This window comes from Paenibacillus pabuli NBRC 13638 (assembly GCF_001514495.1).
Lineage (GTDB): Bacteria > Bacillota > Bacilli > Paenibacillales > Paenibacillaceae > Paenibacillus > Paenibacillus pabuli.
In genome coordinates, this window is sequence record NZ_BCNM01000009.1 from 227,815 (window position 1) to 253,131 (window position 25,317).

The 25,317-nt window shown below is 46.9% G+C and carries 25 protein-coding genes; 13 read left to right on the top strand and 12 right to left on the bottom strand.

From position 1 onward, the window contains the following. Positions 1–146: 146 nt before the first annotated feature. Positions 147–698, bottom strand: coding sequence for an undecaprenyl-diphosphatase (locus PPA03S_RS14335; protein ID WP_062323975.1), 552 nt, complete (start codon positions 696–698; stop codon positions 147–149). A 184-nt stretch (positions 699–882) separates the two neighbouring features. On the opposite strand from PPA03S_RS14335, the gene PPA03S_RS14340 reads away from it, so the two are divergent. Both PPA03S_RS14340 and PPA03S_RS14345 read left to right on the top strand, forming a co-directional pair. After that, positions 883–1,887, top strand: a complete 1,005-nt coding sequence (locus PPA03S_RS14340) for an LCP family protein (RefSeq protein ID WP_062323976.1) — start codon at positions 883–885, stop codon at positions 1,885–1,887. 164 nt (positions 1,888–2,051) lie between these two features. Next, positions 2,052–3,305, top strand: coding sequence for an acyltransferase (locus PPA03S_RS14345; protein WP_082704161.1), 1,254 nt, complete (start codon positions 2,052–2,054; stop codon positions 3,303–3,305). A gap of 44 nt (positions 3,306–3,349) precedes the next feature. On the opposite strand, the gene PPA03S_RS14350 is transcribed toward PPA03S_RS14345, so the two are convergent. Next, on the bottom strand, positions 3,350–4,087 hold the full coding sequence (locus tag PPA03S_RS14350; RefSeq protein WP_157284157.1) for a hypothetical protein: 738 nt from the start codon (positions 4,085–4,087) through the stop codon (positions 3,350–3,352). A 221-nt stretch (positions 4,088–4,308) separates the two neighbouring features. On the opposite strand from PPA03S_RS14350, the gene PPA03S_RS14355 reads away from it, so the two are divergent. Both PPA03S_RS14355 and PPA03S_RS14360 read left to right on the top strand, forming a co-directional pair. Then, entirely contained in the window at positions 4,309–5,256 is a 948-nt protein-coding gene (locus tag PPA03S_RS14355) for a hypothetical protein (RefSeq protein ID WP_062323980.1), read from the top strand. Between the two features lie 54 nt (positions 5,257–5,310). Next, positions 5,311–5,553: an NHLP leader peptide family RiPP precursor gene (locus PPA03S_RS14360; RefSeq protein WP_157284159.1), complete on the top strand. Its 243-nt coding sequence runs from the start codon at positions 5,311–5,313 to the stop codon at positions 5,551–5,553. 81 nt (positions 5,554–5,634) lie between these two features. Here PPA03S_RS14360 and PPA03S_RS14365 read toward each other — a convergent pair whose 3' ends face one another. Next, the gene (locus PPA03S_RS14365) at positions 5,635–7,500 is read right to left on the bottom strand and encodes an ATP-binding protein (RefSeq protein ID WP_245683619.1); all 1,866 of its coding nucleotides are present in this window, start codon (positions 7,498–7,500) and stop codon (positions 5,635–5,637) included. A gap of 199 nt (positions 7,501–7,699) precedes the next feature. Further along, positions 7,700–7,981, bottom strand: coding sequence for a hypothetical protein (locus tag PPA03S_RS14370; RefSeq protein WP_062323984.1), 282 nt, complete (start codon positions 7,979–7,981; stop codon positions 7,700–7,702). Positions 7,982–8,129: 148 nt separating this feature from the next. Between PPA03S_RS14370 and PPA03S_RS33350 the strand changes: the two genes are divergently transcribed. The 3 genes from PPA03S_RS33350 to PPA03S_RS14380 all read left to right on the top strand — a co-directional run bounded on the left by PPA03S_RS33350 (position 8,130) and on the right by PPA03S_RS14380 (position 8,986). Then, a complete protein-coding gene (locus PPA03S_RS33350) occupies positions 8,130–8,291 on the top strand; it encodes a hypothetical protein (protein ID WP_167666038.1) in 162 nt (53 codons plus the stop codon). A gap of 81 nt (positions 8,292–8,372) precedes the next feature. Continuing rightward, on the top strand, positions 8,373–8,747 hold the full coding sequence (locus tag PPA03S_RS32870) for a hypothetical protein (RefSeq protein WP_157284161.1): 375 nt from the start codon (positions 8,373–8,375) through the stop codon (positions 8,745–8,747). 38 nt (positions 8,748–8,785) lie between these two features. Then, positions 8,786–8,986: a hypothetical protein gene (locus tag PPA03S_RS14380; RefSeq protein WP_062323986.1), complete on the top strand. Its 201-nt coding sequence runs from the start codon at positions 8,786–8,788 to the stop codon at positions 8,984–8,986. 187 nt (positions 8,987–9,173) lie between these two features. On the opposite strand, the gene PPA03S_RS14385 is transcribed toward PPA03S_RS14380, so the two are convergent. Continuing rightward, positions 9,174–10,385: an MFS transporter gene (locus PPA03S_RS14385; RefSeq protein WP_062323988.1), complete on the bottom strand. Its 1,212-nt coding sequence runs from the start codon at positions 10,383–10,385 to the stop codon at positions 9,174–9,176. A gap of 255 nt (positions 10,386–10,640) precedes the next feature. Here PPA03S_RS14385 and PPA03S_RS14390 point away from each other — a divergent pair, with 255 nt between their 5' ends. The 3 genes from PPA03S_RS14390 (at position 10,641) to PPA03S_RS14405 (ending at position 12,990) form a co-directional block, all read left to right on the top strand. Further along, on the top strand, positions 10,641–11,288 hold the full coding sequence (locus tag PPA03S_RS14390) for a peptidylprolyl isomerase (protein WP_062323990.1): 648 nt from the start codon (positions 10,641–10,643) through the stop codon (positions 11,286–11,288). A 493-nt stretch (positions 11,289–11,781) separates the two neighbouring features. After that, positions 11,782–12,039: a YqkE family protein gene (locus PPA03S_RS14400; RefSeq protein ID WP_062324031.1), complete on the top strand. Its 258-nt coding sequence runs from the start codon at positions 11,782–11,784 to the stop codon at positions 12,037–12,039. A gap of 156 nt (positions 12,040–12,195) precedes the next feature. Next, positions 12,196–12,990, top strand: coding sequence for an SDR family oxidoreductase (locus PPA03S_RS14405; RefSeq protein ID WP_062323995.1), 795 nt, complete (start codon positions 12,196–12,198; stop codon positions 12,988–12,990). A gap of 96 nt (positions 12,991–13,086) precedes the next feature. Here the strand turns inward: PPA03S_RS14405 and PPA03S_RS14410 are convergent, their stop codons facing one another. Continuing rightward, on the bottom strand, positions 13,087–13,848 hold the full coding sequence (locus tag PPA03S_RS14410) for a YwaF family protein (RefSeq protein ID WP_062323997.1): 762 nt from the start codon (positions 13,846–13,848) through the stop codon (positions 13,087–13,089). Between the two features lie 236 nt (positions 13,849–14,084). On the opposite strand from PPA03S_RS14410, the gene PPA03S_RS14415 reads away from it, so the two are divergent. Beyond that, positions 14,085–15,059 (top strand): ring-cleaving dioxygenase, encoded by a 975-nt coding sequence (locus tag PPA03S_RS14415; protein WP_062323999.1) that lies wholly within the window; start codon positions 14,085–14,087, stop codon positions 15,057–15,059. 109 nt (positions 15,060–15,168) lie between these two features. On the opposite strand, the gene PPA03S_RS14420 is transcribed toward PPA03S_RS14415, so the two are convergent. From PPA03S_RS14420 to PPA03S_RS14430, 3 genes are all read right to left on the bottom strand, one after another. After that, positions 15,169–15,879, bottom strand: coding sequence for a stalk domain-containing protein (locus PPA03S_RS14420; protein WP_062324000.1), 711 nt, complete (start codon positions 15,877–15,879; stop codon positions 15,169–15,171). Positions 15,880–16,127: 248 nt separating this feature from the next. Beyond that, positions 16,128–16,973, bottom strand: coding sequence for a hypothetical protein (locus tag PPA03S_RS14425; protein WP_062324002.1), 846 nt, complete (start codon positions 16,971–16,973; stop codon positions 16,128–16,130). A gap of 170 nt (positions 16,974–17,143) precedes the next feature. Next, positions 17,144–18,421 (bottom strand): methyl-accepting chemotaxis protein, encoded by a 1,278-nt coding sequence (locus tag PPA03S_RS14430; RefSeq protein ID WP_062324004.1) that lies wholly within the window; start codon positions 18,419–18,421, stop codon positions 17,144–17,146. A 324-nt stretch (positions 18,422–18,745) separates the two neighbouring features. Between PPA03S_RS14430 and PPA03S_RS14435 the strand changes: the two genes are divergently transcribed. Then, on the top strand, positions 18,746–20,179 hold the full coding sequence (locus PPA03S_RS14435; RefSeq protein WP_062324007.1) for an aspartate ammonia-lyase: 1,434 nt from the start codon (positions 18,746–18,748) through the stop codon (positions 20,177–20,179). 142 nt (positions 20,180–20,321) lie between these two features. On the opposite strand, the gene rpoN is transcribed toward PPA03S_RS14435, so the two are convergent. Together rpoN and pruA are read right to left on the bottom strand one after the other, a co-directional pair. Then, the gene (gene rpoN / locus PPA03S_RS14440; protein WP_062324008.1) at positions 20,322–21,626 is read right to left on the bottom strand and encodes an RNA polymerase factor sigma-54; all 1,305 of its coding nucleotides are present in this window, start codon (positions 21,624–21,626) and stop codon (positions 20,322–20,324) included. 124 nt (positions 21,627–21,750) lie between these two features. After that, positions 21,751–23,298, bottom strand: a complete 1,548-nt coding sequence (gene pruA, locus PPA03S_RS14445) for an L-glutamate gamma-semialdehyde dehydrogenase (RefSeq protein WP_062324009.1) — start codon at positions 23,296–23,298, stop codon at positions 21,751–21,753. A 244-nt stretch (positions 23,299–23,542) separates the two neighbouring features. Here pruA and PPA03S_RS14450 point away from each other — a divergent pair, with 244 nt between their 5' ends. Beyond that, positions 23,543–24,466 carry a proline dehydrogenase family protein gene (locus PPA03S_RS14450; protein ID WP_062324010.1) on the top strand — a complete coding sequence of 308 codons (924 nt, stop codon included), beginning with the start codon at positions 23,543–23,545 and terminating at the stop codon, positions 24,464–24,466. 295 nt (positions 24,467–24,761) lie between these two features. Here PPA03S_RS14450 and PPA03S_RS14455 read toward each other — a convergent pair. Further along, a partial coding sequence (locus tag PPA03S_RS14455; RefSeq protein ID WP_167666039.1) for a collagen-like protein occupies positions 24,762–25,317 on the bottom strand: 556 nt, incomplete at its 5' end.

The window sequence follows — 25,317 nt, forward strand, 5'->3', positions numbered from 1 at the left end:
ATGAATTGTATATATCCGATTTCAATTTTTTATAAATTTCCGTTAACTTCGAAATAAACACAAAAAAACCTCAAGTCTTTGGCGTACCAAAAACGTAAGGCTCCAGTAAACGGAAGTTCTCTTCCGGTCCCTACTATAATATACTACTAACGGAAAACCCGACGATGTATGTTGATGAAGAAATCGGGAATCGACTTGGTATAGTTCCGCGTAGCAATCAAGATTACACTGATCAGACTGCCCAGAATGAATCCGCCGAGAATATCAGCAGGATAATGTACGCCTACATATACGCGTGATACCCCTGTCAGTAAAGCGAGCAGCAGCATCCATAATCCGAAGCGACGCCCTATGAAAAAAGAAGCCGCAGCTAAAGCGAAAACAAAGGAAGCATGTTTGCTTGGAAAAGATGGGTCCGGAACATGCGGAACCAGTTGATTTACTATACCTTCCACGAACGGCCGCGGGTGACCCACTATAGGTGAAATCCCCCATTTTGCCAGACAAAGGGCTGCAACGGAAGCTACACACGCATAAAATACAATGCGCTGCTTCGAAGGCTCACCGAGAAACCATATGATTACGAGCAGCCCAATCATAACCCAGACAGCATATTCAGCCGATGTAATCATAAACCAGTCCAGAAACGGAATTCGGTCTGCAAACTGATTGATCCAATGAAACACAGATTGATTCATAATAGCCGTTTAATACCTCCATTACACAAAGCATGATTGTTTTTTACATGATAAATATACACCATCCATTTGTCAAATATTCCTCTATCTAACCGAACATTCGAAATCAAAGGGGACATTTTCCTTTCTTTTTGTTAAAATAGTTTGGATTACATATCAGTTCAATCATAGAAAGGTGAAGATTATGCTTAAGAAATGGTTATGGGGGACTGCCCTAACCCTGGCACTTGCCGTAACGGGTGTCATTGTATACTACGGATATTCGATCGTTCATTTTGCCAATAGCATCTCGACCGCTTCCGGTACGACTTCCCCCTCCGATTCCTCCTCAGGGACAGACCCAAACGCAGATTCTCCATCCACTCCACTTCCCAAATGGGACGGTAAAGAACGGGTGAATATTCTGCTTCTCGGTGGGGATTCCAGGGGAGATGATGCCGGCCGTTCAGACTCTGTTATGGTCGCTTCCATAGATCCGGTCTCCAAGAAGGCCCACCTCTTCTCCGTTCTAAGGGACACCTATGTTGAGATTCCGGGTCATGGCAAGAGCAGACTTAATGCCGCTTTTTCCTATGGTGGTGCTGAGCTGACCAAACAAACTGTAGGCAACCTGCTCGGTATTCCGATTCAGCATTACGTGTACACGGACTTCACCGGGTTTATGGCACTGGTTGATGCTGTAGGCGGGATTGATATTGATGTGGAGAAAGACATGTATTACACCAGCAAAGCAGACAAGCATATGTACGATATCGATCTTAAAAAGGGACTACAGCACATGGACGGCAATACGGCCCTCCAGTATGTCCGCTTTCGTCACGACGCAACCTCGGATTTCACCCGTACAGAACGGCAGCGGATATTCATGACGGAATTGGCCAAGAAGATGCAGAGCACCACTTCGCTCTTCAAAATCCCCGATATATTGGAAGCTGTCGCTCCCTATATTGAGACCGATCTCAGTCCAACCCAGATGCTGAAGCTCGCTTCACTCGGGTTCGATATTAACGTGAACGAAATAGATCAGCAGCAGATTCCGCCGCACAAGCTGCTTACCAATGAACTTGTCGGTTCAGCTCAGGTGCTTGGCGTGAATGAAACCAAACTCAAAGCATACATTCAGAATCTGTTTGAGGAAGATGCAAAATCTTCGGAGGATCAATCAATGAAAGTACAAGACTTAAACTAAATTGGATGAAAACAAAAAGAAGCAAGTTCAGCAATGAAAAATATTGATTTATATGGCGGCTAAGGCCGTCTTTTTTTGTGCCTATTTTCCCCATTTAATGCAGCCTTAATGTTCAACAGGTACCCTTAAATGATGAATTCCGGCTACACGAAGGAGGAATGTACATGAATAAACCGCGAATCGTGGAATGGACCCCATTGCGAGGTCTCGCATTTCTCGCTATTGTAATGCAGCATAACATCGCTGAATATATATATCGCCCCGATATTGAGCAACCGGATTCCGTCATGCTGACCATGATTTATCATCTGACTCGTTTTGGCACGCCGACATTTGTCTTTCTGTCTGGAGTACTCTTGTTCTACCATCACAGCCACAGCAAACCGGATTATCCCCGGTTTATCCGTAAACGGTTTGGGGATATTTATGTGCCCTTTATGGTATGGACGTTCATCTATTGGTTGTCCGTACGGATATTCACCCCCGACTTCTGGCTTTCGGGTACACCGGACTTCCGTAGTCTTGTTCGCGAGCTGTTCCTGCCACAGACAGGATACCACCTGTGGTTTGTCATTATGGTGTTCCAATTCTATATTTTGTTCCCCCTGTTTCTTACAGGAGCCAAATGCATTCAAAGATGGTTCGGAAAATTCACCCGCATCACGTCCACGCAATCGATCATTGCGCTGGTTGTCATCGCGGCAGCGCTGTACACATGGCTGATGAAGTGGTCCTACTATGATATGGGCGGGTGGACAGAAGCCTTAACCCAACCCTGGTCTGGTTTGCTGCAATACCGCTCTTATACATGGATCATGTACTGGTTCTACTTTTTGCTTGGCGCCGTATGTGCCTGGTCGGTCGATAGCTGGAGAAGTTGGACCTCACGTATGCTGCCCTGGATGATATGTATGTTCGTAGGGATGTACATCTGGCTAGGTTACGATGTGCTGCGGGGATCAGGAGATGTCGTCAACCTAAATATCTCAACCTATCTGAAGCCGACGACATTCTTGATTATTATGGCGCAGCTGTTCATGTTCTATGGATTCCTTGTACTTCTGCGTAGCAAAGATACGCTATTTCTGCGCCTTCTGTCGTGGATTGGCCGATATTCCTTCGGCGGGTATCTGGTTCATGCATTGGTCATCTATGGTATTGCTTATGTCACCAGACCGCTCCAGCTCAGTGGCTGGCATCTGCCCATAACGCTGCTGTCTTTCGTCGTAACGGTCACTTTCTCTCTTGCAATCAGTTGGGGACTTTCCCAACTTCCCGGGTCCCGCTTCACCGTCGGATTGTACCGAAAAAAACGTATTTATCCGGTCCAGCAAGATGCTGCTGTTCTGGGCAAAAGGAGTACACCCGCGCTTCATCCTTCAGCCAGCCCTAATCGTACCCCGGAAACCAATTCATAGCGCTGCATGAAGAAGAGCGTCTCCCTGATGGAAGACGCTCTTTGTCAATTTGCTTCTGTGGAAGCTGATCTTCCGGGTGCAGTATCCTGAGGAGCGGGAGCATGATGTACATTCCCCTTCTGATTAACAAATCTCTTCAGGTCACCTGTCAATTCTTCCTTCAGCTTGTCCACCAGCTGCGTTTCGCTGATGCCTTTTGCCTGAGCAATCTCAGCCAGCGACTTCCCGCTCTGAAGCTGCTGATGGAGTTGCTCCGGAGTAATGCCGATAAAGCGTGCAATCGCTCCCTTGTCCATCATCGGACGTCTGCTGCCATGATGGACAAACTCACGTCTTAATTCCCGCAGTGGTGTATTAATTACCTTCTTCAGCTTGGTATCCATACCTGCCTTGGCTGCTGCTGCCTGCTCCTTCGTGAGACAGCCTTCTTCAGCAGCTTTATCCAATCGCTGAGAAAGCGACGGCTTCAGCTTCTCCAATAATTGTTCTTCACTAAGTCCCTTGCGCTCTTTGGCAATCTGAGTTAGCGTTTTGCCAAGCTCCATCTGTTCCTTCATGTCCCGAAGCCCAATATCGAGTAAATCTGCGGTCTCCCCAATCATAAACAGGCCATGGCCTGCCTGCATACAAGGCTTGGTCTGATTTGTGGAGGAGGAAGATGTCACCGCATGGGGCTCCTCAACAGATCTGTTCGAATCAGCAAATGCCATATGTCCATTGGTTGTTGATATAAATACGGCTGCCAGTCCGGCTGCCATCCACATTTTCCATCTGTGTTTCATCTCTTTGCCGCCTTTCATATGTCAAAATCCTATGCTTTCTTAGTTTGAGCCTAACTTACCCTTTTTTATCCCATAAAAATACCAAAAGTCATCATTTTTTTTCACAATTCATCACAAAAACTCCTATTTTTTTCAATTCATTTCCGGTATACTTACAGTAACTTCATGATCTAGTCAAATAGTCCTTAATCACTTTATCACAGGAAGGGCGTAACCAAACGATGCGGAGAGAATGGTTTGATCCGTTTAAATCCGATGTGGAGGTGGTGTTCGCTGCGGCAGAGCAGCTGGTACAGAACTATCCTGAACCAATGTCAGAACATGCACTAGAACAAATTCATTTGGTCAATCCTTTGTTACGAGATTCGGGTCACAGCTATATTGGCTATATTATTCCGCTGTGGATGCAACTCTCGGATGGACTCCCCCAAGCGAAAGCACACAGACTGAGTACTGCCTGTCTCATGCATATGTTATATTTTCTGAATCAGGACGAGGTTATGGATGAACGCCCCGCAGATGCAGCACTAAAGTTATCACTGGGTAATCTATACTATATGGACGCCCTCTGTGCATATTCGGAACTTTTCCAACCTTCATCTCCATTCTGGACATATTTCAGGCAGTACATCGAGGATTGGGCCTTGAGTGTCACCGGTGAGAACTCCATTGATTATTTCAACAAAAGCCCGTTGTTAATCGCACAAAAGGCTGCCCCACTTCAGCTCGGAGCAGCTGGTTCACTCCTTCTTTTGGAACAAGGGCATCGCATTCCTTCGGTATGTTCTGCCGTCAACATTGCACTGATGACACTCCAGATGACAGATGACTTCACAGACACGAAACAAGATGCTGTGCACGGAAATTACAACAGCTTCCTCTCCCACATATCCGCAGCATTGGAACACCACTACCCGGCTCATCCTGTAAGCGAATGTGTACATGATAACGTGTACAATACTCAATTCATGAACTCCTATGTTGACATCGCCAGACAATATAACATGATATTAACATCTTCTAACTTGGGAATATCGCATCTCGAAGCGTTTAATTCCTACTTATGCAGCATTTTGGGACAGGCTGTTCAGAACATTGAACAGCATAAGAAAATGCTACTTCTAGGCGGGTTTCACTACTGGATGAGCGAGCAGCATCATGGTGCCTGATCCCAAGAGGCGAGCTGGTTCAGTTGAATTTTAAATATGAAGGGAATGTTGACGATGATGGTATCAGAAAAAACGTTGCATGAGGACATTATTGAGAAAGCCTGGACAGATGAGCACTTTAGACAACAGCTGCACTCCAACCCGAAGCAGGCGCTTCGTGAAGCATTTGGCATTGATATTCCTGAACACATTCAAGTTCGTACCGTTGAAGAACAACAGAACGATTATGTTCTCGTGATTCCTCCCAATCCATCCAAAGTGAATTATGACGTGAACTGCGGGCCATGGAGAGACTAAACCGTTAATTTAATTTAATACTTCCATTTATTACACATGGGGTAGTGAACGAAAAAAGCCATTGTACGCTTCTGCCGGTTGTCATTCGACGAACTCGGCAAAAGATACAACAGCTTCCGTTCCTACCCCTTTGGTGCTTGTAAAGCTGATCTGCCCATGCATGGCTTCCACGATTCGGAAGGTGACCATCATCCCCAGACCGGTTCCCTTAATTTTATTGGAGAAATAGGGCTCTCCAAGCCGAACCAGCGCTTCCTCATCCATGCCTTCCCCATTGTCCCTCACATGTACTTTGACGAACCCATCTTGGGCATAGGCCCATATATCAATCTGACCTTGTCCCTGCAAAGCTTCAATACTATTCTTAATTATATTGATAAAGGCCTGTTTGAACTTGGATGAATTGCCTCTGATCCATAGATTCGGAGGGATATCAGTTGTAATTTTACCACCTTCCAGATTAGCCATCGGTACAAGAATACCTTCAATATGTTCAAATTCATCCCCGATATTTAGAGAGGTAATATGATCAAACTCCGGTTTGGCAAACGTAAGGAAATCGGTAATAATGCCAGAAGCCCGATCCAGCTCCTCCAGAGCAATTCGCACATATCCCTTGTTTTTGTTGTCCTCCTGCTCCGTCATAAGTTGAAGGAATCCCCGAGTCACTTGCAGCGGATTACGAACTTCATGGGCAACCGAAGCTGCCAGTTCACTAATGATCTCCATTTTCTCAGAGCGCTGCAATTCATTATTGAACAACTCCAATTCTTTGGAATATTCAAGCACTTTGGTATGTTTTTCAGCAAATCGGCTTCCCAGTATGGCAATAAGAGAAATGACAAAGGCAACCATCGACCATTTCCACCAGATAAGGTGATAGGGTCCATTTCGCTGGAAATACCACAGTAGCTCAGCAACACTGATTAAGGCGAATGTGCTGAATCCCGTAGCAAGCAAAATGGCTTCTCTACTACGCTGCAACGCTTTGGTGATCGTGCCGATCATTAATATGCTCAAAAGAACTACGAGAATAAACCCAATCACGTCCTGAACCAGTACACTGTAGAACATGTCCCATTGACCGCCGGATATAAAACTCATGAACAGGGCAGTCACAGCAATGATGGAATAGATGAATTGGAATTTTCTCAGTTTGGTGAAGATGCCATAAGGACCTGGTCCGATAATTTGTTCAAAAAAATAACAGAGTGCAGGCATGCCCATCAGCATAGCCATGTCGAACAATACCGAGTATAGATTACCGTAAACCTGGTAGAACGTATATAAAAATTGCGAATAGGTGATGATCATTGTTCCGATGGACCCCATAACGATACATAGCGAAATCCATAATCCCTTATGGAATTTACCGAGGAAAAATGTGCAGCTCATCATTGTAATGGCTGTAAAGACAAAGGTGGCTCCCAATATCACATCCAGCAGCCCATTGTGAATGTACCGTTCCTGAAGTGTCGCATAAGACCCTACCTGAACCGTTCCGTAGATGCCAAGTTTGCCTTTCTCATTCTCGGACCAAACATATAATGCTGCACCAGAATTTTCACTGGATAACGGTAGCAACACAGCATTGTTATCATAATTGTAATGATAGTTCTCATACACCTTACGATCTTCCAGGTAGATTACAATATGATTCCCTTTAATATTCTCAAAGCGAATTGCCGAGCTTTCATCGCTTATTTCAGGAATGGTCACACGAGTCCAAAGCGAACCTGAAGGGGGATCAATGATGCTGTATTCCAATTTTTCTGCGCTCTGCTTCTCCCAGATCTCGTCTGAGCCTTGTACCTCGCTAATGAACCCCTGATCGTTTGCGTTCCCCCATTTTACTTCCCATCCCGTAATGGATACAGGCCTTTCAACCTCTCCTGCATTCGCTGAGATTATCCCGTGCGGCAAGCAGAGCATAATCAACAGGCTCATCCATAAGATGCTGATAGCTTTGGGCACATTTTCCATTTACAGCACCTCAAAGTTCTTATTTTCTCTAACCCCAAGTCCTCTCATTTATCATTCGCCATGATTTAACGTGTCACCTTCTTGGAGGGAAATGAAAATTCATATTTTAGTAGATATATCGTTCTTTTCCATTTTTTTATCGAAAATTTTAAGACTCTTTCTGTTAACCACGCAAATCTTCGAACTGGTTCTCAATCATTTCACGCTCTTTCTGCTCAACCTCGGTACGGAATTCCAACCATTGCTCCGTTTCTTCATCATCATAGATGGTCCATATATCCGAGAAAAGATAATCCCGTAACTGGACAACCTGTCCTGACCATATCCCGCCTACCCAGAACAGTCCATCTGGACGACGAATAACGGTACGGGAAAACCCCGGCGTAGATGCCTTTTGCCCAATTCGGATTCGATTGATCATATTACCTAGCGTATACCAATCCAATTGGAATCCCTCCCTCATATATCCATGTCTAATCATAACATAGGGAAAACATCAAATGCTGCAAAACCGCTCAAGGCGATTCAACCTGCCCTTCCAGGTGTAATGGTTCCTCAAAGCAATCACTTACCCCTTTAAGGAGATGATTCGAATGAACGAGCCACACAAAACGGTAGAGGTAGAACATAAAGACATTCAACAAAAGTCAGACTCGAGTATGGTCGCTTCCACGTTTATCAAATATGCGGCGTATGTCATTATTTTTTTCGGTTTCCTGTACTTTCTGGTCAAGTATGTATTTCCCAAATTTTAGGTCGTAGCTTTTTGGCAACTCCAGGGAATCATACTGAAACAAACAACCATTGAATATAACCCACTGAAAGGAGTGTTACTTATGTCAGACAAACCGATTAGCAATGATGAGAGCGACCGCTACTACGACCGATATCAGAGGTTCCGTGATATTCCTCCGGAAACCGAAGTCCCTGAAGGAGATATGGATACCTTTGATGAAGTTTCCGGAAGACGAATCAACACGGAGGATACTATCGATATACTGCCTGTAGCTGCCACAGCCGCGGAAGAACAGGAATTGGATTCCCGCTTGGCAGAAACGCCGCTTGAATCCGTACCTGATGCCGATCTTCTGCAACCGGATAGCCCGGTTGATCCAGCTGCACCCGATCCAGATGCACTGCACGGTACAGACCTGCTGAACGGCGCCGGTGCAGATGCCAAACCTGAGAACGATATACCACCACGGCGCTAACATGTGTAACTCTAGCCTGATAAGGAGGTGTCGACACGATGAAGGATGAACACAAGCGAGATGTACACGAGCCTGATAATCTGGTGACCGAGCGGGATATTGATCCGGGATTCGGACTGTTCACGGAAGATTCCTTCCCGGGAGCGTTAAAAGATGAGGATCAGATCGATGCTGTAGAGCATGCCATTCCCAAGGAAGAAAAATCTTCGAAGAATGCAGATGCTCGAAACCGAAAGTAGGCTGCATTCAAATTAACTTGGTATCAGCTTCTAAATACCAACACAGGAAACCTCGTCACACCGAGGTTTCTTTTTGTTTTTGTTATTAAAGGAATGGAAGAATTCACACAGAAAAAGATGACTTCCGTATTCTACGGAGCCATCTTCTCTGCATGCTTCTACTCTTCTCTCCATTGATCATTATCATTTATTTCGGAGAGGGTTTGCCCATTCCCGGCAATTTATGTTCCAGTCTGGCCCACTTCGCCACAATGGCGGTAATCAGGAGCGCAATTCCATTGATAATAAAAATCCAGCGAATCGGCAGCCAGCCACCGAGAATACCACCGATAATTGGCCCTGCCATCGTACCGATCTGGGAAGCCGATTGATTCAGGCTGAATGCTCTACCCCGGAAGCCGGGGTCAGTCACCTGCACAATCATTGCATTAATCGCGGGGAACACCGCAGCGAAGAACAATCCATACACAAAACGCAAAATGCCAAACCCGATATAGCCTGTAGTGAAGAACTGCAGGAGGTTCCCAATTGCCCCACCAACGAGACCAATGATCAGCACTTTGCCATATCCGATTCGCGAGCCAATTTTACCCCAGCGCGGCGCCATAATGACCGTAGCTACACCAACCGCTGAGAAAATAATACCCGAGCTGAGAGAAGCACGATCAGGCTGAATGCCCATCTCCATCACGTACACGGTTAATAATGGCTCCAGAATCATGACGGAGAATGTACATATGCCCATCATGCCAAGCACCGTAACAAATAATCGATTGGCCTTGGCTTCCCGGATATCATCCATCACGTGGGAACGCGCCTTGTTCCGGTTAAAGTTCTCTTCCTTTACCCAAAAGGTTGCGATCAGGGCGGAGACCAACACCACGATAGCTGAAAATAAAAATGCATTTCGGTTGCCATAATAGTGGCTAACCACCCCACCAATTAATGGGCCGATTATACCTCCTGTTGCCCCGGCTGTAGACATGATCCCCAGTGCATACCCTGTCTTCTCTTCGGGTGTGTTGGTGCCGACCAGCGCAATGGCCGCCGGAACAAACCCAGCAAGCAGCCCCTGAAACAATCGAACTACGATTAGTGAATAGGGATCCTGCACAAAAAAATTGATCAAATACAAAACTGCAAGGCTGTATCCCGACCGGATCAGCATTGGCTTGCGTCCGTATTTGTCAGCAAGTGATCCCCAGAACGGAGACACCAGCGCACTCGCCAGGAAGGTAATGCCGAAGGCAAGCCCTGACCAGAACTCCAAGTGATCACGAACGCCCAGATCGCCGCTCAGAAACAAGGGTAGAAATGGGATGGAGATCGAATAAGCGGTGCTGCAAAAGAACACACCAATCCACAAAATCACCAGATTACGCTTCCACGAGAAGTCCATATACCCGCACGTCCTTTCCGTTACTGACGACGGGACTGCCGTGTATTGGAGCGAACGGAACAGACCCGTACGTCCCTGCTGCGGAAGCATTTTCCTTATTTTACACCTCTGTAAGCATTTACACCATCCCTTGCTGTTCCTAACATCTGTCTTGCATTGCCATTTTGTCCGCAAAAACGGTATGATAGTTGAGGGATTATCCGAGAATAATTCTGACTAAATATATTATGCAGAGATGCAAGGGGGAACGTTCTCATGTCTTTTCGGTGGAAAAAAACAACAGCTGTGTCGCTAGTACTGGCGATGCTGCTTATCGTCATTAGTGGTTGCGGACGCCCTTCCAATGGCGCAACGGAAGCTGTCCCAGCACCGCCTGAAGGTCCAAATCCAGTGGCTACAATTGAAATGCAAGACGGGCAAAAAATTGTCATCGAGTTGTATCCTGAGATTGCGCCCAATACCGTGTACAATTTCATCTCCTTAGCGAATAAAGGTTTCTATGATGGACTGATCTTTCACCGTGTCATTCCAGGCTTTATGATTCAAGGTGGTGATCCTAACGGCGATGGTTCGGGCGGCCCAGGATATACCATTAAAGGTGAGTTTACATCCAATGGTCACAAAAACCATCTAAATCATACACGTGGAGTCATTTCCATGGCGCGTAAATCCGATAATCTGGATTCCGCTGGCTCCCAGTTTTTCATCATGTTAGCAGATGCCGATTATCTGGATAATGCGTATGCCACCTTTGGCAAAGTTACAGAAGGCATGGACGTCGTTGATGGCATTGCCGCTCAACAAATAGGCGAAAAAGACAAACCGGTTAACGATCAGGTGATGAAAAAAGTCACCGTTGACACCCACGGTCTGGAGTATCCAGAACCGGTGAAAATGCCTTAATTGCTGAAACAGCCAATCATCATCAGATCTATGTTTTACTTGTAAAGCAAACAAAAGCTCTGTCCTGCGTGTTTACGCAGGGCAGAGCTTTATCCATTGTTAGCGTTTACATAAATGACTTTATAAAAAATGCCCTCATCCGGCACGACTCTATATGCAGCAGCTCTGCAACCCGCTGATCTCAATACATCCATCCCATCAAACGCAACCAACCGATGATCGCAATCCATAGCGGACAACTGAAGGCTACACCCCAAGCAAGCCCTTTCAGTAAACTACGGTTTACTTCCACGAACAACGACTCCTTTCTCCAGGGAATAGTCGCAGTATCGGTACTATGATATGATTTTATACCCGTTTTCATTCGTCACGTAACCCTCCGTTTCCTGCTTTTGTTATTTTGTTTCGTGGAATGGGTTTCGTGAACCTGATATACTATGACTACTGAGGTACCACTGGAGATTGATTCATGTTCTTGAAAGGAGATTATTCCATGGCAAAATCAAAAAAACACACCCCTGCTCCCAAAGCAGCACAGGATAAACCCACCACATTGAAGGACCTGCTGAGCAGCGATGTGCTGGAGAAACTAAAAGCGCAGGCAGATGAAGCCAAGGCTGCAGAGGCTGCACGCAAAGAGCAGGAACGCCAGCAGGCGGATGAAGCTCGTAAAGCGGAACAGAAGCGAAAAGATAATGATTTTGAGTACCTGTTGAACAACAGTTCAATGGACTGGAAAAAACATAAGTAATAGCAAGCAAACCGATGATTCTATCATCCCGGTTGCAAAATGTAGGGCCGCCATGCGGTCCTTTTTTATATGGATTACATTGATTCACCTTGGCAGAGTCGGGTATGTAGAGATAGAGAGTAATACTGACAATTCATACGATTCGGAGGGATCAGGATGACTGAACAACGTTTGCAAGGGAAAGTTGCGATTGTGACCGGGGGTGGATCAGGTATCGGTCAAGCTACTGCCATTCGTTTTGCTGAGCATGGAGCCAAAGTATTTTTGCTGGACCGGACCCCGGAAAATGCAGAGAAGACCAAACAGACGATTGAGAACGCAGGCGGAGAAGCCCACGTCATTGAATGTGATGTATCGAAACCGGACAACGTACAGAAGGCCATCAATCAGGCAGCAGAGCAAGCCGGACAGCTCGATATCGTATTTGCCAATGCTGGCATCAACGGCACGATGGCTCCGATCGAAACGATGGAACCGGAGGACTGGGACCAGACGATGGGCATCAATATGCGCGGCACGTTCGCAACCGTGAAGTACGCCATCCCCCATTTGAAAGACAACGGAGGAAGCATTATTATTACTAGCTCCATTAACGGTAACCGTGTATTCTCTGGCATCGGCTTCTGTGCATACGCTTCCAGCAAAGCGGGGCAAACGGCTTTTACGAAGATGGCTGCATTGGAGCTGGCTCAATACAAAATTCGTGTCAACGCTGTCTGTCCGGGCGCCATTGATACTAACATTGATGATAACACCTATCCTTCAGACGATCTGAAAGAAGTACAGATTCCTGTGGAGTTTCCGGAAGGTCATGAACATCCGCTCAAAGGTGAACCTGGAACATCGAAACAGGTAGCCAATCTGGTCCTGTTCCTCGCCTCCGACGAATCTTCCCATGTGACCGGTACCCGGATCTACGTGGACGGTGCGGAATCCTTGCTTCGTGGATAACCATTCATATTCTGCTTACTGTGAGTTAACAGCTCAAAACATCCCGCAAACGGCCTGGATATTCAGACTGCTGCGGGATGTTTGGTTTACCTGTAACTAGAGTGCCGAACTCTTTCCTCTCTTCACGCGGGTATTCAGCCGCTCGGGAATGGCAAAGAGCAGCAAATACATCAGGGAAAATATGACGATGGCCAGCACTTCTTCCCCAAGAATGTACAGAGGATATGGGCCCAACATGTCGAGTACAGAAGGCGTATCGGGTTTATGTCTGAGGAACATATAATTGGCGTCGAGCAGAACATCCATGGCGTATACGAACAGTGCAGCCATATTCACGAAAAGCATAGAACCCAATACCGATTTCCAGCTTGGACGCATCTGTTCCACCCAAGTCATATAGAGCAGCGCCAGAATAATAGAGGCGTGGGCAACAAAAAATTGGATAAAACGAAAATGCGGGTAAGCATAACCAAGATTAGGCGTTACAATCGCCATTAAGGCTCCTGCTATTCCTGCGAACAGCAATGCAGAATGAAGCCATCGACTGCGATTCAATAATAGCAGCGCCGATAACAGAAGAGACAGACTGCATAGTTCCAGTGGCAATGAAGTCTGAAGACTCCAGACGCCCCCATATACATACCAGAATTGAAGCACGCCCTCACAGCCGAACATGAAACAAGCCATCGTCATCCGAATGATCCGGCGTATGTTGGGTGACAATGAACGTAGCCCGTTCCGAAGCAGAAACATCAGTATAATCAGCGCAGCAGTCAGGCCGATCGCCCATAGGTGTGAAGTGGAAAACAGCATAAAAGGCTCTGCATCATATGGATCAAGCCACTGGGGAAATACCATGTGCTTCTTCACTCCTTCCATTCTCGCTGCACAGTATTTCTCTTTAATGTTAACTTTTTCATTTTGGCATTGAATGAATGAAGTGTCCAGATGGATTTCTAAAAAAGGATTGTTATTTAAATATCTTTATGTTAAGATAAATTTAACAACAAAACGCACTAAAAGTTAGTTACTTTATAAATTTAAATGATTTGAATGCTTCATTAACCCATACTACTTTACCAGGAGGAATTATTATGCAAATCAAAGGACTTCACCATGTATCTGCACTGACTGCGCACGCCGCTGAGAACTATCGTTTCTATACCAACGTCATGGGGCTGCGACTGATCAAAAAAACAGTTAACCAGGACGATGTTTCAGTCTACCACCTCTTCTATGGCGACGAAAAAGGCAATCCGGGCACTGAGCTCACCTTCTTTGAAATTCCGATGGCCGGACAGACGCGTGAAGGGGTGAACAGTATTTCGGCCACTTCCCTGCGAGTACCAAGTGATAAAGCTCTTACGTACTGGCAGCAGCGTTTTGATGAATTCGATGTGCCTCATGGAGAAATCACTGAGCGCGGAGGGCGTGCCACGCTTTCGTTTAGCGATTTCGAAGGACAGCGCCTGATTCTTGTCTCCGATGAACACGATGCAGGTGTTGCCGGAGGCAAACCGTGGGATCAAAGCCCCGTACCTGCTGAATATGGTATTGTAGGCCTGGGCCCGGTGCATCTTACCGTCAAAGATGCATCCCTTACCACTCCAGTCCTCACAGAACTGCTCGGCTTCCGTCAAAAAGGGACGTATCCTGCTTTTGTCGCAGGTCAACCCGATGTACTCGTCTTCGAATCCGGTGAAGGTGGCAGCGGCTCCGAGGTTCATGTCGAAGAACGAAACGACCTTGCTCAGGAACGTCCTGGACGCGGCAGTGTACACCATGTCGCCTTCCGGGTGGATAATGAAGAAGAACTGAAACAGTGGGTGGAACGGGTTCATAACTTCCGATTCCCGAACTCCGGTTTCGTAGACCGTTTCTACTTCCGCTCTCTGTACTTCCGTGAACCAAATGGTATCCTGTTCGAACTTGCAACCGACGGTCCCGGCTTCGATACGGATGAAGAAATGGCTCATCTTGGTGAATCCCTGGCGTTGCCTCCATTCCTTGAAGGTCGCCGGGCAGAGATCGAATCCAAATTGAAACCGCTGGACACCATGATTCGTTAATTACAGCCACTAAGGCATAATAAAAAACGATTATCGCTGGCATCACCCAAGGTTAAACCCGGCTGGTGTTCTGGCGAGAATCGTTTTTTTCCTTAGACCCATCTATTTCTTACTTGATTAAATAAGAGGTAGTCAATGGAACAAACAAAGAAGAACCCGGGTCCTCATCCACAATTTCGATAAAGATGAAATCCGTATCCTTTACATCAATATCTACACCAATCAAGCCGCTTTCTGGGGCAACAGTGAATGTTTTTAGCGTTGTATTGTTATGATCTATAACTTTGATCTCCTGGGACCCTGCAATCGTTGCAAGTTCAAGATGTAGTTTGGAATATTTTTTCTGCGTCATGATCTGAAAGCTGTTCCCTAGCTTGGCTGAGTCCGTATGCAAATAAACATCTTTGTAATCCTTGCCTTTGTATGATGTTTCTCCCGGATCTTTGGTGTGCCAATCAGATGTGCCGAGCACGGCTGCTCCAAGTGAACTGAGCGTCTGTTTATTCGTTTCGGATGGTGGTGCAGATTCATTACTGCCGCCAATGTTAACGGAGGAGGTTACACTGTCATAGGTAATATCCGTACCCATCAGTTCACCCACCGCACGCACCGGCAAATAGGTCGTTCCATTGTACGTAATCGGCAGGACGGTCTTTCCATTGGCGTCTTTGGCTGTGACGGTTGTTCCATTCATTTTCAAAGATATCTTGCTGTTCAAATATGCTTTGATCGGCTCCAGACCTGTTGCTGCCAATGCCCCGGTACCGATCCCTAACGTAAGCGTTCCTACCATTAATCCAAGTACCATTTTCTTCTTCATTAAGTAGCCCTCCTGAAGGTATAAAATGAGTTGCTTACTTTATACATTTAAACCACTAAAGGATTAATGTCAATCATTTCATGGTAAAATCTGTATTTCTTTTTTTTGTATTCGGACAGCACAAAGCGAGGCTAAATGTTCATCATTTTTTTCAGCCTCACTCGTTTTCCTGCATCATTTAAGACAGCAGGAATATATTTTTTTGTCATAAACGTCGGAATTATCCTTGTTCTGCTCTATCCTCAGCTTCAATCAAAGGATTCATAGTACTCCTCTTCATATTCTTCTGTGCTGTACTTCAAATCTGAAGCCTTCCATTCGCCATCTTTATACTCATAGGCAAACGTCAGATCACCGTCATATAAACCTGTTCCATATGCACCCGCTGCCGATACCACCAATTTTCCATTCTCTACACTGTAATAAGTAACCCCACCAAATTTCAGCTCTTCGTTATATAAGCCCCCGCTTGTGTCTCCATCGATCCGGGAAGGGTCTGATCTTACTCCGTCAACCGTAACATCAACATCAATTTGGTCCGGGGCCACACGGACTTTCGATTTCACATGCTGCTTCACAATCTCATCCAGTGATTGCATCTTCATCTCTTCCAATGTATCTGGATCGATAATATGCGCCTCGCCCAGATATATGCCTGTTCCATGACCGGCTGTAAACAACACAACAATCTCCTTCTTGCCATCTCCGTTCAGATCGAGCTCGTGCACTTCGGGTTTGTAAGTTCCACCTTCACCCTGCCATTCGGCGAATTCCCGGGTCTTTCCGCTTACTTCCAGAGTCATTCCGTTATATAGATAGCCTGAACCTTCAACTTTCATGGGGTATAATCTTACATTTTCATTCTCTGGAGCAGCCGATACGTACTCCTCCTTGATGGGAGTTGTTTCTTTCGTAGTAAACGTTGTTTCATTCATTGTTTCTATATTGGAAGCCGAGACCGCTGCGGTCTGGCTGGATTGATCATCTATGTTAAGCTGTTTTTGCGATTCATTCATGGTTCTGGCAGCTGAGGTTATACTAATCGTAGCTACCGCCAAAATAATCATCAGCAGGATACCTGTCCAAGTTTTCAATATACTGGGCTCCTTATCTGTTGTGTAATACTACCTATTATATCTTCATTTATCGCCCACGCGTTGCGAATTTGTTAATGTTTCATAAAAAAATCTTTACATATTTCACTTTTTGCGAAAGAACGTTCGGGTTTAACCATAATAAGCAAAAAAAACACTCCGGAAACAGCCTAAGGCTGCATCCGAAATGCTTTCGTTTTGTCCATTAATCGATCAGTTAACTGTCTCAGCTCTTCAGCCGAAGACGATATTTCCTGCATGATTGCCGTCTCCTCATGCGCGGCATCCATAATCCGTCTCGCTTCATCCGAGAACGATCCGGCTTCTCCCTGAATCTTTTTCACATGACCGTGTGTCTGTTCGACGCGGCCCGTCTGTTCCGCAATCTTGGACCCGATATCATGTGCGCCTTTCATGAACACTTCCACGGTCCCCGTTAGCTCTTGCAATGTCTGATCGACAGAGATCGTACGCTCGGATTCGTTAATAACCAGACCATGCTGTTCATGAATCAGTTGAGCTGTGTCCTTAATTCGTTGCTGTACCCGGCTGATCAGTTCATTAATCCGGTGCACCGATTGTTTGCTCTCATCTGCCAGCTTCCGGATCTGTTGCGCCACCACAGCAAAACCTGAACCCTCTTCTCCCGCTCGAGCGGCCTCAATGGAAGCATTTAGGGCAAGCAGCCCTGTTTCCTCAGCGATATCTTTGACGGACTGGGTAATGACTTCAATATCGGAGGCTTCCTTCTCGAGCAGCAGCATAATGTCGCGGGAACGATTGTGGGACTCTGCAAGCTCGTCCATTCCTTTCATTAAAGAAGAAAAGGTCTGCTTCGTGTGATCTACCGATCGCTCCATCTGGCCGGACATTTCTGTCATGCCGATCGACTGACTGTGCATACGCTGAAAATCATTCAACATCTCCCCTGCTGTAATCAGTGATTGCTCGGAGGTTACCTTCTGTTCTTCTACACCCACTGCGATATGATCCACGGCATCCGACATCATCTCGATCTGTTCTGCTGCCTGGGTAATGGCTTCACTAAGTGACTGGGCATTCTGTGAGGTGGTTCGTGTGCTATCCGAGATATCGTTCACGATACTTCTCAGATTGGAAACCATTACGCGAAAAGCTTCATACAATACAGTAAGTTCATCTTCTGTACGCCGCTGCGGAATCTCGACCGTCAAGTCTCCCGATGAGACTTGCTGTGCGGCACGGGACAGATTCACAATAGGACGAGTCAGCCAGCGTGAAGCAAACCAGCCCAAAATTCCGTTCCAGCAGACACCCATGACCAGAACGATGGAGACAAACAACCAGCTCGGCATGGAGAACGAGAGCCAATCTTGGAGAAAAAATATAAAAAAGCCGCTAGTTCCGTACGTAATAAGTGATATTAGTACCAAACCTGCGACGGTTTTTGCGCCTAAAGTCCATTTCATATGCACACCTCATAGTCCTTTTTTCCTATTTTACCAGCAAATAACCAAATAACATGTGACTTAGATCACTGAAAACGACAAATTGATGGCTGTCCAGATGTCCATGCATGACTTCATTCAAGTGGAGCATAATGGATAAGACAGATTTTTACGAGTTAGGCTGAATGACCCTTTAGCCAAGGTGATATCCTTAATTTAAATTATTTATCGGCAATTCGGGTGAAATGATTTAGGTTGGCATCCATTTTGCTTAAATGATATACTGAGTGCGCTTCGGCATTGCCGGAGCTGACCTATTTTTGGATGCCACTGGAGGCGAACGAAATGTCTACAATGTCCACAAGGACGGAGAAAGATTTTATTGGAGAAAAAGAAATTCCTGAGTATGCCTATTATGGAATACAGACGGTACGGGCTGTGGAAAACTTCCCGATTACCGGCGTTCCGGTGCACCGGGAGCTGATTACAGCTCTTGCTGCGGTGAAGAAGGCTGCAGCAATTACAAATATGGAGCTGAAAATGCTGCCGCGCAAAATCGGCGATGTCATTGTCATGGCTGCTGAAGAAATGATGAAAGGCCATCATCTGGATCATTTTATTGTAGATTCCATTCAGGGCGGTGCTGGCACTTCCATGAATATGAATATGAACGAAATTCTCGCGAATCGCGGGTTGGAACTGCTGTTGCAGAACAAGGGAGATTACTTCCACTGCAATCCCAATAACCATGTGAACATGTCCCAATCCACCAATGACGTGATCCCAACCGCGCTGCGCATCGCGGCTTATCGGTTGTCCGAAACGCTGCTGGATACGATGAAGCGTCTACAGGCGGCCTTCCACAAAAAGGAACAGGAATTCGATGATGTAGTTAAGGTAGGCCGGACCCACCTTCAGGATGCCGTACCTATTCGGCTCGGACAAGAATTCGGTGCCTATGCACGCGTAATTGGACGGGATATAGAGCGTCTCGAATTCGCGAATCGCCGTCTGCTCACCATTAACCTGGGAGCGACGGCTGTGGGTACAGGCCTTAACGCCAAACCGGAGTACATCGTCAAGGTTACAGAGCATCTGTCCGATGTGACAGGATTGAATCTGCATACGGCTGAAGACCTCGTGGATGCCACGCAGAATACAGATGCATACCTGGAATTGTCAGCTGCACTGAAAGTATGTGCGGTCAGCCTGTCCAAGATCTGTAACGATATTCGGATGATGGCTTCCGGCCCACGTGCGGGATTTAACGAACTGCGCCTGCCGCCTCGTCAGCCCGGTTCCTCCATTATGCCGGGTAAAGTCAATCCGGTTATGGCTGAGGTTATCAATCAGGTATCCTTCCAGGTGATGGGGAACGACCATACGATCTGCATGGCCTGTGAAGCGGGTCAATTCGAGCTGAACGTTATGGGCCCGGTTATCGCGTTCAACTTGCTGCAATCGCTGAAAATTATGAATAACGGCATCGATGTATTCACCCGTTATGCTGTGGAAGAGATGGAAGCGAACCGTGAACGCTGCGAGCTGATCATGAAACAGAGCTTCAGCGTAATTACAGCGCTTAACCCGCATCTTGGCTATGATGTAGCAGCTTCCATCGTGAAAGAAGCATTGAAAACCGGACTTACGCTGCGGGAAATTATTCTGGAACGAGGGCTGCTGACACCGATCGAGTTGGAAGAAATTTTGCATCCGGAGCAAATGACAACTCCAGGGATTGCCGGTGAGCACTTCCTGCGTAATATGGAACGATTGTAAGCTGTTAAAGTTCATCTTCTTCAGGTTATTTCTTTCCTATCCGTTATAGTCTATATCGGATCGAACAACCCCCGCAGACCGTTACCACGGCTTGCGGGGGTTACTTGTTTAGGATATATAATTAATGGAGGCAGAAGCTCATTCATGCCCAGCGTTTCCGCTCAATCGAAGGCAAAATCTGAAGCTCCTCCCTGTACTTGGCCACCGTACGGCGAGAGATGACAATTCCTTCTTTGGCAAGCAGCGCTGTAAGCTGACTGTCCGAGTAAGGGCGTTCCGCTTGTTCGGAACGAATCAGTTCTTTCAGTCTAAGCTTCACCGAGGGCGCAGAGGTCATTTCCCCACTCACCTTTTCAATTCCGGAGGCAAAAAAAGCCTTGAGCTCATACACACCATGAGGTGTTTGAACATATTTGCCACTTACAGCACGGCTCACCGTCGATTCATGCATACCAATGACCTCGGCAATCGCTGCCAAATTGAGCGGTTTCAGACTAGCCGTCCCTTCTCGAAGAAAGGGCTCCTGTTCACTCATCACTGCAACCAGTACACTCATCAACGTTCTGCGGCGCATGTGCACACTGCGAATGATGGCTCTCGCTTCGATTGCCCGCCTTGACCAGATTTCATCTGCATTGGCATCTCGAATCCAGCGACAGCAAGCATCGTTCAGGGATACACGCGGTATACCTGCTGAATTTAAGCGAAGAGAAACCTCATTGTTCCTGATATCCACAACAGCATCCGGAATAATGTAATGCGGACGTTCCACCCACCCCATTGATCGGCAAGGCTTCGGGTCCAGACTGGCAATATAATCATACGCTACCTGAGCCTGCTTCGAGGTCATTCCGAGACGGTTCCCAACTCTGCCGGGATGGAATCGAATGAGCTCCTCCAGCCCTTCCTCCACCATCCGCTCCGCATGCGGATTAGCAGCCCCGTCCCTTCTAATCTGAAGCAACAGGCATTCACGCAAATTGCGAGCGCCAACTCCTGCCGGGTCCAGCGACTGGAGAATGTCCAGAGCCGCTTCAGCCTCGGTCACAGATATCCCTTTTGCCAGTACAACTTCCTCCAGCTCTATGGCCAGATAACCATCCGCATTCACACAACCAGCCAGATATACAGCTGTTGTCTTCAGAGCAGAAGGGAGATCCAGCAAGCGAAGCTGGGACGTCAGCAGTTGTTCCAGCGTAGGCTCAGCTCCTTTTGCCTGCAGCAAAGGATCGTAAGAATAGAGCTGCCCCTGATGCATTCGACGAGGGAGCCGGGCGCGCAGAGCAGTGGGCTCTTCCAGCTCAAGCACCGGATTCTCATCGGCGACGTCTTGCAAATAACGAGCCAATTCTTGACCTGACAAGGTAAGCAAATGAATGGATTGTTTCATCTCCGGCGTAATAGTTAATCGAATACGCCCCTCCTGCACCAACTGAACGCCTAACATCCGTCTCCCTCCTTAAGTGCTGCTCAAGCAACCTCGGTATATCGACGAACAAAAGATCATTTTTTCAGAATAATAGCATAGAAACCAAACGATTGTCAGCGGGTTCAAACCCAACTGTTCAAACTTAATATTTCTCGGATACCAGCTTGGCTTGCGTGAACAGCAGCAGATAGTCTCTCCCGCCTGCTTTGGAATCTGTACCCGACATGTTAAATCCACCAAATGGATGTGTACCCACCAAAGCGCCTGTGCATTTACGGTTAAAATACAGGTTGCCCGCAAAAAATTCCCGTCTGGCCTGTTCCAGATGTTCACGATTACGCGAAATTACCGCACCCGTCAGACCATAATCCGTATTATTGGCTATATCCAGCGCAGCTTCGAAAGAGTCTGCCTTGATAAAGGCCAGCACAGGTCCAAAAATCTCTTCCTGTGCAATCCGTGCCTGCGGGTCTACATCGGCAATAATGGTCGGTTCAATAAAATAACCCTCCTCGTTCCCTGCAGCGCCGCCCCATACAAGGCGTCCTTCCCCTTTGCCGATCTCAATATATTCCGTGATCTTGGCATATGCCTTGTCATCAATCACAGGGCCTACCTGACTTCCAACTTCAATCGGGCTGCCCATGGTCAGCTGTTTGGTCCGTTCAATCACTCTTTCGAGTACCTCATCATATACATCTTTATGAATAATGGCGCGAGAACACGCGGAGCACTTCTGTCCGGAAAAACCAAACGCCGAAGCTGTAATGGATTCCGCAGCCAATTCCAGATCACTGTCGCGATCCACCACGATGGAATCCTTGCCGCCCATTTCGGCAATGACTCGTTTGATCCATTTCTGACCTGGTGCAGTTCGTGCTGCTCGTTCATTGATCCGCAGACCCACATCTCTGGAGCCTGTGAAACTGATAAAGCGGGTAAGCGCATGATCTACAAGGTAATCACCAACCTCACTGCCCGGTCCTGGCAAATAGTTAACGACGCCATCAGGCACGCCCACTTCCGCAAGCAATTCCATGAATTTGGCTGCAATGACCGGTGTTGTGCTCGCAGGTTTCAATACAACTGTGTTGCCGGAGACCAGCGCAGCCGAGGTCATACCTGCCATAATGGCAAGCGGGAAGTTCCATGGGGGAATGACAATCCCTACACCAAGCGGAATATAACTCAGTTCATTATCTTCGCCTGCAATTCGCGTAAGCGGCTGGGGTTCACTCAGACGCTGCATCTCACGCGCATAAAACTCCATAAAATCAATGGCTTCCGCTGTATCCGCATCCGCTTCAGGCCATGTCTTGCCTGCTTCATATACCATCCAGGCCGAGAATTCATGCTTGCGCCGCCGCATGAGTGCCGCCGCTTTGTACAAATACCGGGCACGTTCATTCGGGTCCGTATGCTTCCAGGTGCGGAATGTTTCCGCAGCGGTCTGGATCGCCTGCTCGGCGAGCTCCTGATCTGCCTGATAGATCGTTCCGACGACCTGATCTTTCACCGCAGGGTTGACGGAGGTTATCGTACGGGCACTTGTTATTTTTTGCCCACCAATAATGATGGAGTATTCCTGCCCAAGCTCTGCTTCTACCTTACGCAACGCGTTCTCAAATGCCTCCCGGTTAGCCGGGACCGCAAAGGATGTGAATGGTTCGTTAACAAAAGGGATGTTCATCAATGATTCCTCCTTCAGGATGTGGGGTTCGCTGGCTGTTAGCCTGAGCTGCCATGCATTTTACTCATCACCCAATATATGTAGCAAGATCCATGCCAACTCCGATTGAAGAAGGAATATTTTTCGGGAAAAATATTTTTTTTGAAATCAACGTCGGCTTTATTCCCGTCCAGAACAACCTTGGCATGATTATTGCTTGGTAGTTTCGTTATGAAGAAGCATGAACCATAAGGAGGAAACCCCGATGAGTATCGGAACGGAAATGTACCGCAAGACGCTGCTGACCGTTGCAGGAAATAAAGCTGTGGAGAATCTGTCCATCAAATATGGCAAAAAGCTCGCAGGCAAGTTCATCGCTGGCAATACACTGGAAGAGGCTCTCGAAGAGATTCGGGCACTTAACAACAAAGGCATTATGGCGACACTGGATCATCTGGGCGAAGGCATTACCCAACTTAAAGAAGCAGCGTTATATCGGGATGAGTATGTACGTCTTGTGGAAGGCATCGCCCGTCAGGGTGCAGACTCCAACGTCTCGCTCAAACCAACCCAGATGGGACTGGCGCTGAACCCCGAAGAAGGCTACAACAATATCCGCGCTGTCGCGGTCAAGGCCAAGACACATGATCTGTTTGTACGTATTGATATGGAAGACAGTCCATTTACTCAAGCAACGCTGGATATCGTGCGCCGTCTGCACGCGGAAGGGCTGGATAATACAGGAACAGTGCTGCAAGCCTACTTGCATCGTACCGTAGAGGATACACGGGACATGATTCGGGAGGGAATCCGGCTGCGTCTGGTCAAGGGAGCATACAAGGAGCCTGCATCCGTAGCTTATCAGAGCGCTTCCGAGGTCATTGATCAATTCAAAACCATGATTCGTAGTCATCTCGATCAGGGTGTATACACCGCGGTTGCATCCCATGATGACAACATTATTACCTGGACCAAGCAGTATGCAAAGGATCGTGGAATCTCCCCGAATGCATTTGAATTTCAAATGTTGTACGGTTTGCGCATGAGCGAACAGGAACGTCTGGCAAGGGAAGGATACCGCATTCGTTGTTACGTGCCCTATGGGACCATGTGGTACCCGTACTACACCCGCCGTCTGGCCGAGAAGCCAGCCAATCTCTGGATGGTCGTCAAAAACATGTTCAGATAGTCATTCTCCAGCTGAATCCACATATATAAATGAACAACGACAAGAATAAAAACCATGCAGCCATTTTTTCCTGGCACATGGTTTCTTTTCTGTACATATTGTTTGGCAAAGAATCTGAATCTGACCATACCTCTTTCGATCACTCTCTTTTAATGTCTAAAAAATGAGCATTCTCAAATTGAAATGTCTACTTTTTTGGACACATTCCATTTGTTATTTACAGATAGATACTATTTAAAGATTTATCCTTCTTTCGGGAAGCAATTCTCTTTCCGTTTATAGCTCACAGTTTGAGTTAGCTGCTCAATTGTTGAATAAGAATAGATGCATTGGCATTGATCTGCGTTCCGCCTGCCAGTGTTTGCAGACCAACAGCCGATGCACTGGAATGATTCCGCAACGTCAATACATCACCAGGAGCGGCGGTGATAATAGTCATGCCTGAATTAGGTTGGGTGCCAGCTCCTGAACCATAGACACTCCCCCCTACAGGGACTCCGTTCTGAAAAAGGGTAAACTGGTTGGCCTGCACCCCGGCAACGATGAAAAACACTGCATAGTCTCCAGCATTAACAATAATAATTTCAGCGGTATTGGGCGTATGAGTAATGTTGGTAAGGTTTTGGTTACTATCGAAAGTGACGTCCGCTTCAATAGCTACAGTCTGAGCGGAAGTATTATAAACATAAGCATACGATGCCAACCCTGGGCTTGCGGTACCCGTTGCACCTGTTGATCCCGTTACTCCAGTGGCACCTGTTGCTCCCGTCACTCCAGTGACGCCTGTTGCTCCCGTCACTCCAGTGGCACCTGTCGGTCCCGTTACTCCAGTATCGCCTGTTGATCCCGTT